Source organism: Tropicimonas sp. S265A, assembly GCF_049800835.1.
Lineage (GTDB): Bacteria > Pseudomonadota > Alphaproteobacteria > Rhodobacterales > Rhodobacteraceae > Dinoroseobacter.
Genome location: NZ_JBNAFU010000012.1, coordinates 1 through 17,236 on the forward strand (window position 1 = coordinate 1; position 17,236 = coordinate 17,236).

The window sequence follows — 17,236 nt, forward strand, 5'->3', positions numbered from 1 at the left end:
AGTGTCACGCCGATGTCGAACGATGCCGAGATTTTCTCGGCGCCGCTGATCTGCAAGCGACGGGCGCTGCGGGCGGGGGAGGGGGATCATCTGGCCGCCCTCGCGCGCAAGTTCCATCCCGAAGCCCTTCTGTCAGTTGTGCCGACGGGGGTCGGGTTCTGCATGGCGCTCAACATCAAGTGGCTGCGCAAGGAACCCCGGCTCGACCCGGCTTTCGGGCGCGGCTACGGCGAGGAGGTCGACTGGTGCCAGCGCGTGCGCGCCCGGGGCGGGCGCCATCTGGGGCTGCCGGGGCTGTTCGTGGAACACCGTGGCGGCGAAAGTTTCGGCTCGGCGCAGAAGCAGGCGCTGGTGCAGGCCAACAACCGCATCATCACCGAGCGTTACCCCGGCTACGACCGCGAAGTGCGGGATTTCATCACCGCGGACCCCATGGTCACGGCCCGCCTGGCCCTGGCCCTCGGCCTTGTCGGCATCCGCGCAGGGGAAGCCCCGGTGACGATCGCGCTGGCCCATACCCTTGGCGGGGGGGCGGATGACTATCTCGAACAGCGCCTTGCGCAGACCGTCCGGCAGATCGGGGGGGCGGTCATACTGCGGGTTGGCGGGCGCCAGCGCTGGCAAATCGAGGTGCTGACGCCAGAGGGCCGGATCTGCGGCCATACTGATGATTTTACCTTTATAGAGACGTTACTGGACCCGATCCGCACCCGTCACATCCTCTATTCCTGCGGTGTCGGGGATCGTGATCCGGTCAGACTGCCGGGTCTGCTGGCGCGGTTGAAGCGGCAGGCCTGGGACCAAATCGAGGTGCTTTTTCACGACTTCTTTCCGCTCTCGCCGTCCTACTGTCTGCTGGAGGCGGATGGCGCCTATCGCGGTGTCCCGCGTTCGGGCACGCGCAATGCGGCCCACACCACCCGGCGGCCCGATGGAACCCGCGTGGACCTGAGCGGGTGGCGGTCGGCCTGGGCCGGGCTGCTGGCGCAGGCCGAAACCCTGACTGTGTTCTCGCAGGACAGTCGGCGGCTGGTGGCGCAGGTCTATCCCGCATGTGCGCCCCGGATCGTGGTCGCGCCGCACGCGTTGTTGACCCCTGTCCCCCGGGTGCAGGCGCCGCCGCCGCGCGGTGGGCAGTGTATCGGTGTTCTGGGCAATATCGGCTATCAGAAGGGCGCGCAGGTCGTTCAGGATATGGCGGTACGGATGGGGGATCTGCCCGGGCGCGCCATGGTCGTGATCGGGAACATGGACCCGTCTTTCGCCCTGCCTGACCATGTGCATGTGCACGGGACCTACCGGGTTTCCGATCTGGCCCGGCTGGCCACTCGATATGGCATCACCGACTGGCTGATCCCGTCGGTCTGGCCGGAGACGTTTTCCTACACCACGCACGAGGCGCTGGCGACCGGGCTGCCGGTCTGGGGGTTTCACCTCGGCGCGCAGGGGGAGGCGCTGATGCAGGCGCGGAACGGGCATCTCATTCATTTCGATCCTGACAGTGATCTGGCCGATACCGTCCTTGCGGCCCTCACCGTGGACCGCAAAGCCGCAGCTGCCTGACCCTGCGTTGTCAGGCGCGCCCTGCCAGGGCGAGCGCCGTCAGCGCCATTTGCCCTGCGCGGCTGTCCCGGTGTGCTCCGGCCCGCTGGAGCGCCTGTACCCGGCGCAGGCCGCGCTGGCCAAGCGATCCGGTCAGAGGGGCAATCAGGGCGCGGTGGGCCGGGGTCAGCACAGCCGCCACCTCCTGCAGGGCGCTCAGATTGGCGTACGACCATCGCAGATAGGTGCCATCCAGCACGAGCCCGAGCCTGCGCAGCCGGGCTGCGGCGCTGCCATGCGCCCCCAGCGCGTTGCGTGCGTGCTGACGGTAAAAGACGGTGGCTTGTTGGTCCTGGATCACCGCGCCCCCGGCGCCTGTGACCAGCAGGTATAGCCACCAGTCATGGAACGGAACCGGCTGGCGCGGGCAAGTGCTGCGCACAAGCGCGAGGGCTTCGGGGTTCAGCGCCATGGTGTTGCCCGCCATCACGTTCTGAACCAGCGCGTTGCGAAACCCGCCGGCCTTGCGCGTTCGGGCCTGTTTGCGCAGGGGACGCAGCGTGGCATCCGTCACCACGGTTTGCGCGGCATACAACGTCGGACGCGCCCCTGCTGGAGGCTGCAACGCGCGGGCCGCCCGCGCCAGTCGGTCCGGGTGCCACACATCGTCCTGATCCGACAGGGCCACACAGGCCCCGTCCTGCGGCATCTCGGGCCGGGTCATCAGGCTTAGAAAATTCGCGGCCAGCCCCTTCTCAGGCCCTGTGAAGAGCCTGATTTCCCGCTCGGGGTGTGCCGCGGCAAAGGCGGCCAGAATATCCCGTGTGCCATCGGTGGACCCGTCATCGGACACCCACAGCGCCCAGTCCGGATGGCTCTGGGCCACAAAACTGTCAAGCTGCGCCTGCAGGTATGGCGCGCCCTGATACGCGGCCATCAGGATCCGCATCCGGGGCAGGGTCATGCGTGCACCGCGTCGCGCCCGTACCGCTTGAGAAACACCACCCCCAGTCCAAGCAGGATCAGGCTGATCGCGAACACATAGGTCGGGCTGACATAGCTCGCGTCATACCCGGGATAGAACGCCGCGCGCGTCATCCCGGACAGATGCACGGTTGGCAGCCACCACAGCATCTCCCGATAGGGCAGGGGGACGGTCTCGAACGTGAAGAAAATGCAGGAGGCGATGAAAAGCGGGCGCATCAGGATCGCCCAGATGCGCTGCCAGACCGGCATGATCGAGATCAGCAGACAGTTCATCACCCCGACCCCCAGCGCCAGCGCCAGTGTCATGGCCCCGGCCAGCGCCAACTGGTCAAAGGCCAGAACGGTCTGCGTCTCGAACGCCAGCAGGAGCCCGCCAAGCAGCAACGCGGCCACCGCCAATTGCGTCAGCCCGTTCAGTACGAACCTGGCGATCAGCGCGTCCATGTAGGTGACCGTCGGATAGGCAAGCAGTTGTTTGGAAAACAGCAGCGCCGTGCCCAGCTTGCCCGAGATATCGGCATACATCAGGAACGGGATGATCCCCGTGGCATAGAAGAACGGAAAATTCGTGCCCAGGGGCGGCGCATGAAAGCCGAGCGAAAACACCGCCGTCAGCAGGATGATCCCGGCTGCAGGTTCCAGCACCGCCCACAGATACCCCCCAGGGGACCGTCCGTAGCTGGTCGACATCTCGCGCAGGATCAGCGCGCCGATTGCCCGCACCGGGGCAAATCCACGGGTCTTGCGCACGGGCAGCGCCGGAGCAGGGGGAACCATCGTCATGGGGCACAGTGCTAGCGCCGAACTCTTTGTGCGGGCTTAACGGCCCCCCTGTGGTCCGGCGTTAACCCCGTTTTCGGACCCACGGGCCTAGAACCGGAGGGGACACTGCTTTGGACGGAACCCTATGACAGATATGAAACCGATCTCGCGCGGGCCCGCACCGCAAGCCGGGGCAAAGTCCGTGAACCTGCGCCAGATGCGCCCGCGCCCGCCTGCACCGGCCCCCAAAGCGCGCCTGCGCCGCCGGCACCATCTGGTTCTGGCCAGTTTCGTCTGTCTCGTGCTGGCTCCGATCCTTGTGGCGGCGTGGTATCTGTGGACGCGCGCGGTGGACCAATACGCCTCTTTCATTGGGTTTTCCGTCCGTGCGGAGGAGGTGGGGTCGCCGATCCAGCTTCTGGGTGGGGTGACGGATCTGTCAGGGTCCTCCAGCTCCGACGCCGATATTCTGTATAAATTCCTGACCAGTCAGGAGCTGGTGGCGCGCATCGACCGCACGCTCGATCTGCGGGCGATCTGGTCGAAGGTCCCGCCCGGGCAGGACCCGGTGTTCAGCTATGCCCCGCCCGGCACGATCGAAGACCTGCTGGCGCACTGGTCCCGCAAGGTCACGGTGTACTATGACACGACCTCCGGGCTGATTGACCTGCGGGTGCTGGCCTTCGCGCCGGGCGATGCCCAGGCCATAGCACAGCAGATTTTCGAGGAAAGCAGCGCGATGATCAACGCGCTCTCGGACCTCGCGCGGCAGGATGCCATAGGCTACGCACGGTCCGAACTGGATCAGGCCGAAGACCGGTTGCGCGCGGCGCGCCTTGCGCTGAACAGCTTTCGGAACCGCACCCAGATCGTCGACCCCACCATCGATGCGCAGGGGCAGATGGGGCTGCTGAGCACGTTGCAGGCGGAACTGGCCGGGGCGTTGATCGATATGGACCTGCTGCGGGAGGTGACCGTGGCGCAGGACCCGCGTCTGGTGCAGGCGGCCCGCCGCATCGCGGTGATCGAGACGCGGATTGCCGAAGAACGCCAGAAGCTCGGGCTTGGCGGTCAAGGTGGTGGCGGGGGCACGGACCCGGTCTTTGCCAATCTCGTGGGGGAGTATGAGACCCTGCTGGTCGAGCTGGAGTTTGCCGAACAAAGCTACACCACGGCGCTGGCCGCCCATGATGCCGCCCGGCACGAGGCGCAGCGCCAGAGCCGCTATCTGGCAGCGCATGTCACGCCGACCCTGGCCGAGAAGGCCGAGTACCCGCAACGCTGGATGATCCTGAGCCTGTTGTCGCTCTTTGCCGTTCTGGGCTGGTCGGTGTTGGTGCTGGTCGGCTATGCGCTGCGCGACCGGCGCTGAGGTGCGTGCATGATCCGGTTTGAGGGGCTGACAAAGCAATTCAGGTTGCCGGGGCAGACCAAAACGCTGCTCGCGCCGACCTCGCTGGCGATACCGACGGGGCGTGCGGTCGCGTTGCTGGGGCGCAATGGGGCCGGAAAATCGACCCTTCTGAAGATGATCGCGGGGACAATGGACCCCAGCGGGGGGCGTGTGCGCTCTTCGGGGACGGTGTCCTGGCCGGTGGGGTTTGCCGGGGCGTTTCACCCGGACCTGTCGGGGGCGCAGAACACGCGGTTTCTGGCACGGGTCTACGGGGTGGACACTTCGGCGCTCAGCCAGTTCGTGGAGGCGTTTTCAGAGCTTGGACCCCATTTCCGCGCGCCCTTTCGTACCTATTCGGCCGGGATGAAGGCCCGGCTGGGCTTCGGTGTGTCCATGGGCATCCCGTTCGACACCTATCTGGTGGATGAGGTGACAGCCGTCGGCGATGCCGCGTTTCGCGAAAAGTCGATCTGGTTGCTCAAGGCGCGGCTCAACGCAGCCGGGGCCATCGTCGTCAGCCACTCCATGGGGCAATTGCGGGCCCTGTGCGACAGCGCGCTGGTGCTGGAGAAGGGCAAACTGACCTACACACAGGACCTGGAGGCCGCCATCGCCCTGCATGAGGCGCAGATGCACGCGGCCTGAGGCTCAGGCCATCAGCCGGTCGACCAACTGCATCAGGTCCCGCATCCGCAGGTTGGGGGCGGCTTCGGGCGGATCCTCCGGTACCGGGCAGGTCGTCGCCTCATAGGGGTTCTCACGCCCGAAGGCGGCAAAAAGCGCCCCGGTCTCCGGCGCCATCGCCTGGAGCACCGCCCGTCGGTCGCGGGAGGAGACGTGATAGGGGGGCGCTTTCGTGAATTCCTTCTGCGCCAGATGATAGAGTTTCTTCTGCTTGTCGGGGTCCATGCCGATCAGCTTGCTCAGGCGCATCGCCTCGATCACCGCGCCCGGCACGCTGGGATTGACCCGTTGGGCCGGGGCAATGGCCTCACCCGGCAGTCCCATGATCTGCAACACGCGTGCCAGCGGGGGGCCATCCTCATACAGGCACAGGCTGATCGCTTCGGTTCCGAACACTGTCGCCCAGGCCGACAGGCAGGTGTGCACGCGGATATCCGGGTCGATCTGGTCTGGTGTGGCGATGAACGGGGTGATCGGGCGGCAGAACTGGTTGCCGGGGTGTTTGGCCTTCTGGTTGTACATCGACATCAGGAAGGCGTCCGGGCGGCGCACGAAGGCGACGATCCGGGGTGTCGCCCCCTGCAATCCCTTTGCAAAGAGCCTGATTTGTGGCTCTGGTGCGGAAAAGAATTCCTCGCTGGAGATCAGGATCTTGTCGGTGCGCGCCCGCGCGATGGCGCTGTTGAGCGCGTCCAGTTCGACCGGCAGGTCGGGGATATCGCCCCGGGCGGGGTCAGGGCTCCGCTTCAGGGCAAAGGCCAGACGATGCTGGGCATAATGGTACCAGTTCACCTTCGGATAGAGCACACCCAGATCGCGCAGGGCCCGGGCCTGATTGGCGCAGGTTTGCTGGATGGCGGTCGTGCCCGTCTTGTGGGCCCCGATATGGATGAACAGCTTCTTCGCCACGGCGGTGCGTCTCCGGCAGGGTCTGGCCCGCCGGGCATGTGCCGGGCAGACCGTCAGATGAAGATGATATCATCCACAAATGGTGTAAGAGACGTTAGGCCGAGGAAGGTTAGCGTATCTCCGTCGCCGAAATCGAGCATGATGCCGTCATCGGTCGTGGTCGCACTCTCCAGAAACCGGGTCATGCCCTGGAATCCGTCGGGCTGACCGATATCGAGATAGACCAGATCGTCGCCGTTCTTGAAATCAGCAATCACGTCGGCGCCGTCATCGAAGATGAAGACATCCGCGCCAAGCCCGCCGGTCAGGCGGTCATCGCCGTCCCCGCCAAAGAGCATGTCATCGCCCTTGCGCCCATGGAGCAGGTCATTGCCCTGATTGCCCCAGAGGGTGTTGTTCTGCCCGTCGCCGCGCAGATCGTCGCCAAACCGCGTGCCCTGCAGGTTCTCGATATCGCCATAGGTGTCACCGGCGGCCTCGCCGGTGTTGCGGAAGGATTCCTGCAGATCCGCCAGCACCCGGGCCGGGGCCGTGTAATAGGCCGCGCGGTCCACACCCTCGCCGCCCCGCAGGGCATCGGCCCCGGCGCCGCCCAGAAGGATGTCATCCCCGGCCTCGCCAAAGAGAATGTCGTCGCCCAGACGGCCGTGAATCTGATCATCCCCGGCATTGCCCCAGATCGTGTTGTCCTGCCCGTCGCCCCGCAACTCGTCGTTCTGCTGCGAGCCTTGCAGATGCTCGATCCCGGCATAGGTGTCGCCGGCGGCCTCGCCGGTGTTCACATGGGCAAACTGCAGGTCGGCCAGCACGCGTTCCTGTGCAGAATAATAGGCCGCGCGGTCCACGCCCGCGCCCCCGTCCAGCGCGTCCGCGCCGGTGCCGCCCACCAGAATGTCGTTGCCATCCTCGCCAAAGAGCGCGTCATCCCCATGCCGCCCGTGGATCTTGTCATTGCCGTCCTGACCCCGGATCGTATTACTCTGCCCGTCGCCGCGCAGGTCGTCCTGACCCTGGCTGCCCTGCAGATTTTCGATCTCGGCATAGGTGTCGCCCGCGGCCTCGCCGGTGTTCACATGGGCAAATTGCAGATCGGCGCGCAGGCCCGCGCCTGCGGTATCGTAGGCGGCCATGTCCTGCCCGGCCCCGCCGATCAGCGTGTCGGCCCCGGCGTTGCCGCGCAGGGTGTCGTCGCCATCATTGCCTTCGAGCAGGTCTGCTGCCGTCCCTCCGACAAGCGTATCACCGTTGCCGGTGCCCCAGAGATGAAGGGCGGCATCGCCGACGGTGTCCTTGGCGAGCGTCACGCGTGCCAGTTCGTAGTTCTGGGTCAGGTCGACGGTGAAACTGGTCCCTGCAAAGGCGATGCTGTGATTTTCGACAATCGCACTGTCCTGCGACAGGGTCTGTTCGATCTGATACGCGGGCGTGTCCGAGGTGACATGCGTGCTCCAGGCAAACGCAATGTCGGACGCCTCCGTCAGGTAGGCGCCCAGATCGACCGTGTAGCTGAGGGTCGTGTCGGTGGCTTCGGTCTCGAACCGGTTCGCGGCGACGAAGACCACGTATTTCGAGGCATCCTCGAACACGAAGACCCGCGCGGGCAGGGGATCGAGGTCATCGCCTTCGATATCGCGGTGATAGCCCGGAACGATACGGTCCCCGTTGGTGTCATAGGTGAACTCATGGGCGATGCGCATGCCATCCAGACTGTCGGTGATCAGCCGCAGTGTCTCGCCCTTGGGGGTCAGGGTCAGGTTGCCCTCGGCATCGAAAGAGCCGCTTTCATTGGGATGCACATGGGAAATGCCCAGACCCCAGTGGGCCGCCTTGTCGACCCCCAGCAGGCTGAAATTCGCGAACATCTCCACAACCGCGCTCAGTTCCTTCATGCCGTAATCCTGCGCGAAGGGATCTGGCGGGGTGATGTCGCCATTTTCATCCCGGCTGTTGGGGATGCCGGTGTTCCAGGCCGAGACGTAGTGATCCAGCGTGCTTTCATCCTTGCCGGTCTTGTCCAGCCATTCCTCGAAATAGCGGTTGGACGCCTTGTGCAGCCCGTTCCAGCCCCAGTCCCAGGACAGGCCGTGGCCCTTGTTCAACTCGTGCATCCGGACCGCATCGATATGGCTCGCAAGGGCGTCGTCGATCTGATCGATGACCTGCATGTTCATCGACTGGTCGCTGTTGACGCCCATCTGCATCGCGATCTCGACCGGGTCGTCCAGATCATGGGCGCTCAGCACATCCGCATAGGCCTGCAGGAACACGTTGGCGATCTCGCCATAGACGGATTGATCGTCGCCAAAGTGGAAAAACGCCTCGTTGCCGATCTCCAGCGTGAAATCCGCCGGGAGCGCCCCCCATTTCTGCGTGACCAGCAGGTCTTCGAGGAAGGCGGTGTATTCGGTATAGGCCCGTTGCAGGTTCGGCGCCTCCAGCGTGCCGCCCTTGGCCGCATCGGTATAGGACAGGGTCGGCACGATCACCATCAGGCCCAGACCGTGCTCATGCGCGGCGGCGATCATCTCCGACAGACCCGCTTGCGGGGTGCCGCCGGGGTCCTGGTTCTCCATCAGTTCGGGCGCTGTCAGGTCGTAATAGCTTTGCTGGCCCGTGTTCTGATAGCCCGTCTCGGCAATGGTGCCGCCGGGCCACCGGATCGAGGTGATGCCAAGTTCCCCGGCCGCGTAGAGGAACTCCTCCAGCGGCACGCGGTTCGGCATGGTCCCCGTGTAAATAGCCCCGAAATGATCTTCTGTGAGTGTCTCGTACGTCATCGAATGCCCCGTATTCGCCAGCGGCACAGTGCCGGCATGGCTGGGGCCGCCTGACGGAAACAACAGGGCGCAGACGTGAAGAACCGCTAAACTATGAAATGAATTGCGCAGGGCCCGCGTCAGCTCTCGCCAAAGAGATCGCGGGTAAAGACCTTGTCGGCGACATCCTCCAGCGCCGGTTCGCGCCGGTTGGCCACGATCACATCCGCCTCCGACTTGAACCGGTCCAGATCACGCTCCACGCGGGAGTTGAAGAAATCGTCCGCCTCCAGTTGCGGCTCGTAGACGATCACCTCGATCCCCTTGGCCTTCAGGCGTTTCATGATCCCCTGCACGGAACTGTCGCGGAAATTGTCGGACCCGGCCTTCATCACCAGACGGTAGATGCCCACGCGGGTCGGTTTCAGGGCCAGCACCTGTTCGGCGATGAAATCCTTGCGCGTGGTGTTGGCATCCACGATGGCGGCGATGATGTTCTGCGGTACCGCATCGTAATTGGCCAGAAGTTGCTTGGTGTCCTTGGGCAGGCAATAGCCGCCATACCCGAACGAGGGGTTATTGTAGCCTTTCCCGACACGCGGGTCATGGCACACGCCTTCGATCACCGCGCGGCTGTCGAGCCCCAGCGACATGGCATAGCTGTCAAGCTCGTTGAAATAGGCCACCCGCATCGCAAGATAGGTGTTGGCAAACAGCTTGATCGCCTCGGCCTCCGTGGGCCGGGTCAGCAGAACCGGCACGTCCCGGTCAAGCGCGCCTTCGACCAGCAGATCGGCGAAGGCGCGGGCCTGCGGGCCGTCGCCGCCCACCACGATGCGCGAGGGATGCAGGTTGTCCCACAATGCGCGCCCTTCCCGCAGGAACTCGGGGCTGAAGAAAATCCCGTCGATCCCGGTGCGGGCGCGCAGGTCCTCCGTATAGCCCACGGGAATCGTCGATTTGATCACGATGGTGGCGCCCGGCGCATGGGTCTTGGCCGCCTCCACCACTGCCTCCACAGAGGAGGTGTCGAACCGGTTGGTTCTCGGGTCATAGCTGGTCGGGGTGGCGATGATGATGAACTCGGCGCCCGCGAACGCCTCTGCCGGATCGGTGGTCGGGGTCAGATCAAGGGTCTTTTCGGCCAGAAACGCCTCGATCTCGGGGTCCGCGATGGGGGATGTGCGGGCCTTGAGCAGGGCGACTCTGTCTTCGGAGATATCGAGGGCCGTGACCGCATGGCGCTGTGCGAGCAGCACGCTGAGGGACAATCCGACATACCCGATGCCGGCAACTGCAATCTTCATAAACCAACCCTAACCAGATCCTGTGGTGCCAAAGGCATCGTTCAAAACTTGCGAAACTTTAAGGCGTGCACGGGGCAGGGTCACGGCACACCTGTTGAAAGCTGTGCAGGTGCGGCGTGGCTGCTACAGCGACTGTTTCCCAAATGCCCCTTCCGCGGGCTCAATCCACAACGCCGCCTTGCGGAACCGAAGGCGGCGATGTTCTCTGCCCGCGACATCCCAAGTTTCACGAGGGCCTTACGATGATCCATCCTGTTATCCTGTGCGGGGGTTCCGGCACCCGGCTCTGGCCCTCTTCGCGCAAGGCCTACCCCAAGCAGTTCGCGCCGCTTCTGGGGGATGAAAGCCTCTTTCAGATGACACTGGCCCGGTTCGCGGCCCCGCAATTCGCCGCCCCGCTTGTCGTCACCGGCGAGGATTTCCGGTTTCTGGCCACAGAACAGGCGGTCGCGGCGGGCTTGAGCGATCCGCGTGTCATTGTCGAACCCGAGGGCCGCGACACGGCCGCCGCCGTTCTGACAGCCGCGCTGTTGTTGGCTCAGGATGATCCGGACGCGATGATGCTGGTGGCCCCGTCGGACCATGTGATTGCCGATACGGAGGCGTTTCGCGCCGCGGTTGATGCCGCCGCCACCGCCGCCACGGACGGCGCGCTTGTCACCTTTGGTGTCACCCCAGACCGACCCGAGACGGGCTATGGCTATCTGGAACTGCCCGATACGCCTGACGGATCCGGGGCCCCGGTGCGGCTCAAGAGCTTTCGCGAGAAACCGGATCTCGCCACGGCGGAGGGGTTTCTGGCCGCAGGGCGGTACCTGTGGAATGCGGGTCTGTTCCTGTTCCGCGCCAGCGATGTGATCGCAGCGTTCGAGGCCCATGCGCCCGGCCTTCTGGGCCCGTGCCGCGACGCGATCGCCACCGGCGCGCAGGATCTGGGCTTCTTCCGGCTCGGGGCGGCGGCCTATGGGCAGGCGCAGGCGATCTCGTTCGATTTCGCGGTGATGGAAAAGGCCGCCCATGTGATGGCGGTCCCGCTCAGCGTCGGCTGGTCTGATCTTGGGTCATGGGATGCGCTGTGGCAGGCGGCGGGCCCGGATGCGGATGGGGTGTCCACGTCGGGCACAGTGACGGCGCTGGAGTGTGCCGACAGCTATCTGCGCTCTGAGAGTGACGGGATGCAGGTGGTCGGCTTCGGGCTCAAGGGGATCGTCGCGGTGGCAACTCAGGATGCGGTTCTGATCGCCGATAAGGACCGGGTGCAGGACATCAAATCCGTCGTCAGCGCCCTGCGCGCCAAGAAGGCCCCGCAGGCCGACAATTACCCGCGCTACCACCGCCCCTGGGGCTGGTACGAGACGCTGTGTCTGGACGCGCGGTTTCAGGTCAAACGCATCATGGTCAAACCCGGCGGCATCCTGAGCCTGCAAAGCCATGTGCACCGGTCCGAACACTGGATCGTCGTGGCAGGCACGGCAGAGGTTACCATCGGGGACGAGGTCAAACTGGTGACCGAAAACCAGGGCGTCTACATCCCGCTTGGCGCGAAACACCGGATGGCCAATCCCGGCAAGCTGCCCATGTATCTGATCGAAGTGCAGACCGGCAGCTATTTCGGCGAAGACGACATTATCCGCTACGAAGACATTTATAACCGCCCCGAACGGCACGAAGTCTGAGCCAACCAGTCCAAGGAGCCGGCATGGAGACGCCCGCGCGACCCCGATCTGCCGCTGCTGCCCCTGATCTGGCAGCCCGCGCCCGGTTCCGGCGCACGGCGCTTGCGCTGGGGGCGTTTCTGGTCGTGATCGCGTTGGCGATGGTGCTGACTGGCTGGGAAAAGGCGGTGGAGGCCCTGGTCACGCTGGGGGCGATGAAGATCCTCGCCTTGTGTGTGCTGGCAGGCGGGCATTACGTGCTGCGCGCCCTGCGCTGGCACATGATGGTGCGCGCAGGCGGCATCCCGACCGGTGCTGGGCAGAATTTCAGGCACTATTTCGGCGGTTTTGCCATGACAGCCACGCCTGGACGGCTGGGGGAGCTGGTCCGTCTGCGCTGGCTCAAGCGCGAAACCGGGCTCGGCTACACCCGCCTTCTGCCCGTGGCCTTTGCCGACCGGGCGATTGAACTGGGGGCAATCCTGCTGGTCATTGTCGCCGCCCTTGGCGTGGCTGGCATGGGGGCCGGGGCTGCCTGGTGGGTGGTCGGTGTGGCCGCTGCGATCGTCTGGGTGGCCTGCACCCCGCGCCTGCTGGAGGCGGCCGTGGTCGGCCTGTGGCGGCTGACGGGGCGGCGCAAGACCCGGGCTTTTGCCCGCCTGCGCCGGATGGCACGGGACCTGACCCCGTTCATGCGCCCCCGCGTGCTGATCCCGGCCATGGCGCTGGGGCTTGTGGGCTGGGGGCTTGAGGGCGCGGCGTTCTGGTGGCTGCTTGGCTGGCTCGGCGCCGATGTCAGCCTGGCGGCGGCCACCGCGATCTTTCTGGTGGCAGTGCTGTCGGGGACGCTCTCGGGCCTGCCGGGCGGGCTTGGCGGGACAGAGGCGGCGGCGGTCGCGCTGCTGCTCGTGCAAGGTGTGCCCGCGGATATCGCGATCCTGGCCACGGCGATCATCCGGGTCACAACGCTCTGGTTCGCTGTCCTTATCGGATTTTTCGTCTTTCCCGCCGCCGAGATGCGCGCCACCGCCGCCATGACCCCGAAAGCGGCTCTTTAAAAGGTATTTTCAGATATGCGTTTGCCCTCTCTTCCCGTCCTCCTGCTGATCGCGCTGGTGTTGCGCGGGATCTGGGCGTTCTTGATTCCCGTCGATCCGGTCTCTGACGGTCTGGCCTACCAGACCTTTGCCACCAACATCGCCGATCACGGGGTGTACGGGTTCACCCCCGACGAGCCCGGCGCCTATTGGGCGGTTGGTCCGGCGGCGATCTATGCAGCGGCCTACATGGTCTTCGGCACAGGGTCGGGCCTGGGGGTGGTCGTGGTCAACCTGATCTCGTCCCTGCTGGCGGTCTGGGGGCTCTATGATTTGGGGCGCCGTTGGTTCGGCGAGACAGAGGGGCGTCTGGCGGCGCTTTTGTTCGCGCTCTGGCCGATGGCCATCCAGTTCACCACCGTTCTGGCCAGCGAGCTGCATTTCATCGCGCTGACCTGTCTGGCACTGATGGCGTGGGACCGGGCCCTGCCGCGCGATGCGGAGGGGCGCGTGCAATGGACGGCACAGGGGATCGTGATGCTGGCGCTGGCGGGCCTTGCCTTCGGGGCAGCGACGTATGTGCGCCCCATCGCCCTGCTGATCCCCGCCGCACTGGGGCTCGCGGCCCTGCTGCATGCGCCGCGCGCGGCCTGGATCCCCCTGCTGAAGGCCGGGGTCGCCACCGCGATCATCTTTGCCACCGTGGCCCCGTGGTCCGAGCGGAACGCCCGCGTTCTGGAGGCGGATGTGTTCATGTCGACGAACTTCTGGGCCAATTTCTGGATGGGCAACCACCCCGGAACTAATGGCGAATACCAGCCCCTTCCGCCCGAAACCCGCGGGTTGAGCGAGGTGGAGCGCGCCGCCTTCATGCGCGAGCTGTCCCTGTCCGATCTGCGTGCGGACCCGGCGGGGCTGGTGTGGCGCACCGGATGGAAGGCGCTGAAACTGCACCAGCGCGAGACGATCGGGGTTGGCTGGAACAGCCGGCAACTGGGGGCCCTGGTCGGCGGGGCCGGGGTGGCCGGGCTGAAACTGGTTTCCACCGGCTGGTGGTACGCGATGCTGCTGGCGGCGGCGGGGGGCATCGTGGTGCTGGCGCGCCGGACCGGGGTCTGGGCCACGCTGTTGTCGGTACCGGTCTGGCTCTGGCTCTATTTTACCGGGGTGCACGCGGTGATTGTGGTGGGGGACCGGTACCACATGCCCGCCATTCCGATGATTGCCCTGCTGGCTGCGATTGGACTGGCGGCGCTTGCCGTCCGGTGGACCAAGGCGGACCCCGTGCAGACACCACAAACCTGAAATCTGGCTCGCGTGTCGAGCACGCGCGCTTGGAGAAACGCTTCGCCTAGAACTTGAGCGTATGGATGGTCGTGTCGACGCGCGGCGCATGGCGGCCCGCAAGCCGTGTCATCATCTTGTTTGCGTAGATCCGGTTTTTCGTCGTGTTCGCTGGTGGCGGGTTGTAGCGCTTGGCCGGGGTCGTACCGCTGGCGGCTGCAAGATCAGCGAGTGTCTGGCGCATTTTTTCCGGCGCAAAGAGATCCTTGAAAGACAGCGCTATCTGCGGTCGCCCCGTCCAGAACTCCCAGAATCGGTCGTATTGCGGTCCGTACTCCGCCTCGGCCTCTTCAAGGGCTATCCCGTGCCAGCGCGCCAGCGACCGGCAGACATCGCCACGGTCCCGCCGCACCGTGATGACCAGCCCCTGCGCAAGCAGGTCCGTGATGGCCGGATCGCTGGCCATGCTGTCCGGCACGCTGAGCGGCATGTGGGTCTTGATCACGTGCCCTGCATCCGGGGTGACCTGTGCCAGAAGATCCCGGTCGGTTGTGGACTGCTTCACGCATTGGTCCAGATCCACATAAAGCGGGCGATTGCGATAGCCCGGCATGTTGTTGAGGATCAGGTCGATCAGCACATGCGTGCCGCTGCGCATCGGCGTGGCCACGATCAGGTTGGGGCGGCCAGTGGCCCGCAATTTGCCCGGCGGGCAAACCACCCGCGGGTTGGTAAACGGGAGCAGGTGGGTCCCCACGAAATTGGCAAGGCTCTTGGGTGCCATGTCTTTCCTTGCAGTACTCAGCGGCCTGACCGCGCCCGCATCGAGGCCGGGTCGGGGCGCGGGATGTCCGGGCGAAGTCCGATAGGTCGTGTCCTTACAGTGAAATCTCCGGTCGGCACAGACATCTGAGGCATCACAGGGCCGCGACCACCACGACACAGACCGACAGGGCCACGGTCAACAAACTGGTGCGGTCCTTTGCGGCAAAGACAATGGGATCGTCGGTCATGTAGCCGCGATGGGTCACCATCACCATCCGCAGCAGCCAGTACAGAAGCAGCGGGCAGACCAGCCACAACAGTTCAGGCCGCCCGTAAAGCTGCTGCACGGCGTCCGAGCTGATATAGAGCGCCATGACCAGAACCGTGGCATGGGCCGCCGACAGGGCGATGCCGCGCAGGATCGGCAGATCCTCCACCAGATAGGCCCGGCCCGCGCTTTCGCGCCCGGTTTTCATCTGGTCGGTCAACTCGGCCTGCCGTTTCACGGCCGCCAGCGCCAGAAACAGGAACATCGAAAAGCCCAGCATCCACGGCGACAGGACAACCGCGGCAGCAGCCCCCCCGGCCACGATGCGGATCGTGTAAAGTGCTGCCAGCATCAGCACATCGACCAGCAGTTTGCGTTTGAGCCAGAGCGAATAGGCGAAGGTCAGCACCAGATAACCCGCCAAAACCCCTATGAAGAGTGGGTTTCCGGTCGCAAGGCCCAGGATCAGGGCCATCAGCAGCAGCCCCCCGGCCATGGCCACGCCGGTCGCGGCACTCAGGTCGCCAGCGGCAAAGGGGCGGCGGCATTTGCGCGGATGCGCCCGGTCTGCGGACAGATCCACCAGATCGTTCAGCACATAGACCGCCGATGCGGTCAGGCAGAACGCGACAAACCCCAGCAGGACATCGCCAAAGGCCGAGAGCTGGTGACTGGCCAGCAATGGCAGGAACAACAGGACGTTCTTGGACCATTGATGCGGGCGCATTGCCTTGAGCATCGGGCGCGCCTTGCTGCCGGCAGGCGCGATATGCTCCACATCCGGGTTCGCGTCCGCGGCAGCAGCCTGCAGTTTCGCCGTGCCCCCGACGGTGATGGCGCGCCGGGCGGCAGCCCAGACCGGCAGGTCGGCCTGGGAATCCCCCATATAGTCGAACCCGCCCTTGCCGTAGCGCTCCGTCAGGAAGGCGGCCTTCTCGGCGCCCTTGAGGTTCCGCGCCTCAGTGCTGCCATGTACCTCGTCAAAGAGTTCGGTGACAGAGGCCACAGCCTCGGCCTGCCTCTGGTGCGATGCGGTCACGAGCGCTGTGCGCCGCCCTTCCGCGCGGGCAGCCTTGATCGCGGCAATCACATCGGTGTTCAGCGGCAGGTCGGATCCGTTGATCACCTCCGCCTCGGCCATCCGCGCCTTGAATGCGGCCTTTCCGGACAAGAGCGAGCGGGCCAGGGCAAGCGCCTGAAACGGCGCGCGGGCCATAAGATTAAGGGCCGCTTCATGCAGCGTATCGGTCCGGCACAAGGTGCCATCGAGATCAACAACCAGCACAGGCGCCTCCGCGGAGGGCGCCTCCGGCACCGTCGCGGACGGGTGGGTCGGAGAAGGCTGTGTCGTCATATCGAAACCCTGCGATCTTCTGCGGTGCAGCGCAACTACGCCCGACTCCATCGGTGGCGGTTGTGGCTTGGGAGACCCAGCGTCCCTTCGACCCGGAGACTTTGTTTCTGACCCGGAAACAAAAAACGGAGGAGTCAAGCCACCTCTGCCCCATGGCTGCCGTTAGGTTGCGGCAAGATCATGCCAAGCGCCCGGCAGGTTTGTGCCGAATTCCGATGCTGCGGCGCCGCGCGCCTTGCCTCTGTGCCCCCACAACTTCTTATCGGCGCCAGTACGAGCGCCACATCAGTATCCCCCACACTCACTTCAGGCCTGAGGAGCTCATGCCCTTTTTTTGCCACATCGCTGTCAGGACATGGCCTCTCACGCGGCCTGAAACCGCCGTTAACACATTGTTAACCAAAGCGGTAAACACAACGCTTGCGACACAACCGGTCCTATGCGTTCCTTGGAGCACCCCGGAAACCGCGCTGGTTTCCGTAGCACCGAGAGAGCCCGATGGATCACACCTTCCGCCGCAAGCTAGCAAA

At 65.1% G+C, this 17,236-nt stretch carries 13 protein-coding genes; 6 read left to right on the forward strand and 7 right to left on the reverse strand.

What is annotated here, in order from left to right; all coding sequences use genetic code 11:
* On the forward strand, nucleotides 1–1,563 hold a 1,563-nt coding region (locus ACP15N_RS18770), incomplete at its 5' end, for a glycosyltransferase (RefSeq protein ID WP_425093853.1).
* Between the two features lie 10 nt (nucleotides 1,564–1,573).
* On the opposite strand, the gene ACP15N_RS18775 is transcribed toward ACP15N_RS18770, so the two are convergent.
* Both ACP15N_RS18775 and ACP15N_RS18780 read right to left on the reverse strand, forming a co-directional pair.
* Complete coding sequence (locus tag ACP15N_RS18775) at nucleotides 1,574–2,506, reverse strand: glycosyltransferase family 2 protein (protein WP_425093854.1); 933 nt, start codon at nucleotides 2,504–2,506, stop codon at nucleotides 1,574–1,576.
* Nucleotides 2,503–3,312 (reverse strand): ABC transporter permease, encoded by an 810-nt coding sequence (locus ACP15N_RS18780; RefSeq protein WP_425093855.1) that lies wholly within the window; start codon nucleotides 3,310–3,312, stop codon nucleotides 2,503–2,505. The genes ACP15N_RS18775 and ACP15N_RS18780 overlap by 4 nt, the downstream gene beginning before the upstream one ends.
* Before the next feature lie 124 nt (nucleotides 3,313–3,436).
* Here ACP15N_RS18780 and ACP15N_RS18785 point away from each other — a divergent pair, with 124 nt between their 5' ends.
* Both ACP15N_RS18785 and ACP15N_RS18790 read left to right on the forward strand, forming a co-directional pair.
* Nucleotides 3,437–4,663, forward strand: a complete 1,227-nt coding sequence (locus ACP15N_RS18785; protein ID WP_425093856.1) for a capsule biosynthesis protein — start codon at nucleotides 3,437–3,439, stop codon at nucleotides 4,661–4,663.
* Nucleotides 4,664–4,672: 9 nt separating this feature from the next.
* Nucleotides 4,673–5,332, forward strand: coding sequence for an ABC transporter ATP-binding protein (locus ACP15N_RS18790; protein WP_425093857.1), 660 nt, complete (start codon nucleotides 4,673–4,675; stop codon nucleotides 5,330–5,332).
* A gap of 3 nt (nucleotides 5,333–5,335) precedes the next feature.
* Here ACP15N_RS18790 and ACP15N_RS18795 read toward each other — a convergent pair whose 3' ends face one another.
* From ACP15N_RS18795 to ACP15N_RS18805, 3 genes are all read right to left on the reverse strand, one after another.
* Nucleotides 5,336–6,280, reverse strand: a complete 945-nt coding sequence (locus ACP15N_RS18795; RefSeq protein ID WP_425093858.1) for a hypothetical protein — start codon at nucleotides 6,278–6,280, stop codon at nucleotides 5,336–5,338.
* A gap of 53 nt (nucleotides 6,281–6,333) precedes the next feature.
* On the reverse strand, nucleotides 6,334–9,057 hold the full coding sequence (locus tag ACP15N_RS18800) for a calcium-binding protein (protein WP_425093859.1): 2,724 nt from the start codon (nucleotides 9,055–9,057) through the stop codon (nucleotides 6,334–6,336).
* Between the two features lie 119 nt (nucleotides 9,058–9,176).
* Nucleotides 9,177–10,343, reverse strand: a complete 1,167-nt coding sequence (locus ACP15N_RS18805) for a nucleotide sugar dehydrogenase (protein WP_425093860.1) — start codon at nucleotides 10,341–10,343, stop codon at nucleotides 9,177–9,179.
* 242 nt (nucleotides 10,344–10,585) lie between these two features.
* Here ACP15N_RS18805 and ACP15N_RS18810 point away from each other — a divergent pair, with 242 nt between their 5' ends.
* The 3 genes from ACP15N_RS18810 to ACP15N_RS18820 are packed head-to-tail and all read left to right on the forward strand — an operon-like array spanning nucleotide 10,586 to nucleotide 14,340.
* Entirely contained in the window at nucleotides 10,586–12,019 is a 1,434-nt protein-coding gene (locus tag ACP15N_RS18810; protein WP_425093861.1) for a mannose-1-phosphate guanylyltransferase/mannose-6-phosphate isomerase, read from the forward strand.
* A 23-nt stretch (nucleotides 12,020–12,042) separates the two neighbouring features.
* The gene (locus tag ACP15N_RS18815; protein WP_425093862.1) at nucleotides 12,043–13,056 is read left to right on the forward strand and encodes a lysylphosphatidylglycerol synthase transmembrane domain-containing protein; all 1,014 of its coding nucleotides are present in this window, start codon (nucleotides 12,043–12,045) and stop codon (nucleotides 13,054–13,056) included.
* A gap of 15 nt (nucleotides 13,057–13,071) precedes the next feature.
* Nucleotides 13,072–14,340: a glycosyltransferase family 39 protein gene (locus ACP15N_RS18820; protein WP_425093863.1), complete on the forward strand. Its 1,269-nt coding sequence runs from the start codon at nucleotides 13,072–13,074 to the stop codon at nucleotides 14,338–14,340.
* 46 nt (nucleotides 14,341–14,386) lie between these two features.
* Here ACP15N_RS18820 and ACP15N_RS18825 read toward each other — a convergent pair whose 3' ends face one another.
* Together ACP15N_RS18825 and ACP15N_RS18830 are read right to left on the reverse strand one after the other, a co-directional pair.
* Nucleotides 14,387–15,103, reverse strand: coding sequence for a hypothetical protein (locus ACP15N_RS18825; RefSeq protein ID WP_425093864.1), 717 nt, complete (start codon nucleotides 15,101–15,103; stop codon nucleotides 14,387–14,389).
* Nucleotides 15,104–15,236: 133 nt separating this feature from the next.
* The gene (locus ACP15N_RS18830; protein ID WP_425093865.1) at nucleotides 15,237–16,706 is read right to left on the reverse strand and encodes a UbiA family prenyltransferase; all 1,470 of its coding nucleotides are present in this window, start codon (nucleotides 16,704–16,706) and stop codon (nucleotides 15,237–15,239) included.
* Between the last annotated feature and the right edge of the window lie 530 nt (nucleotides 16,707–17,236).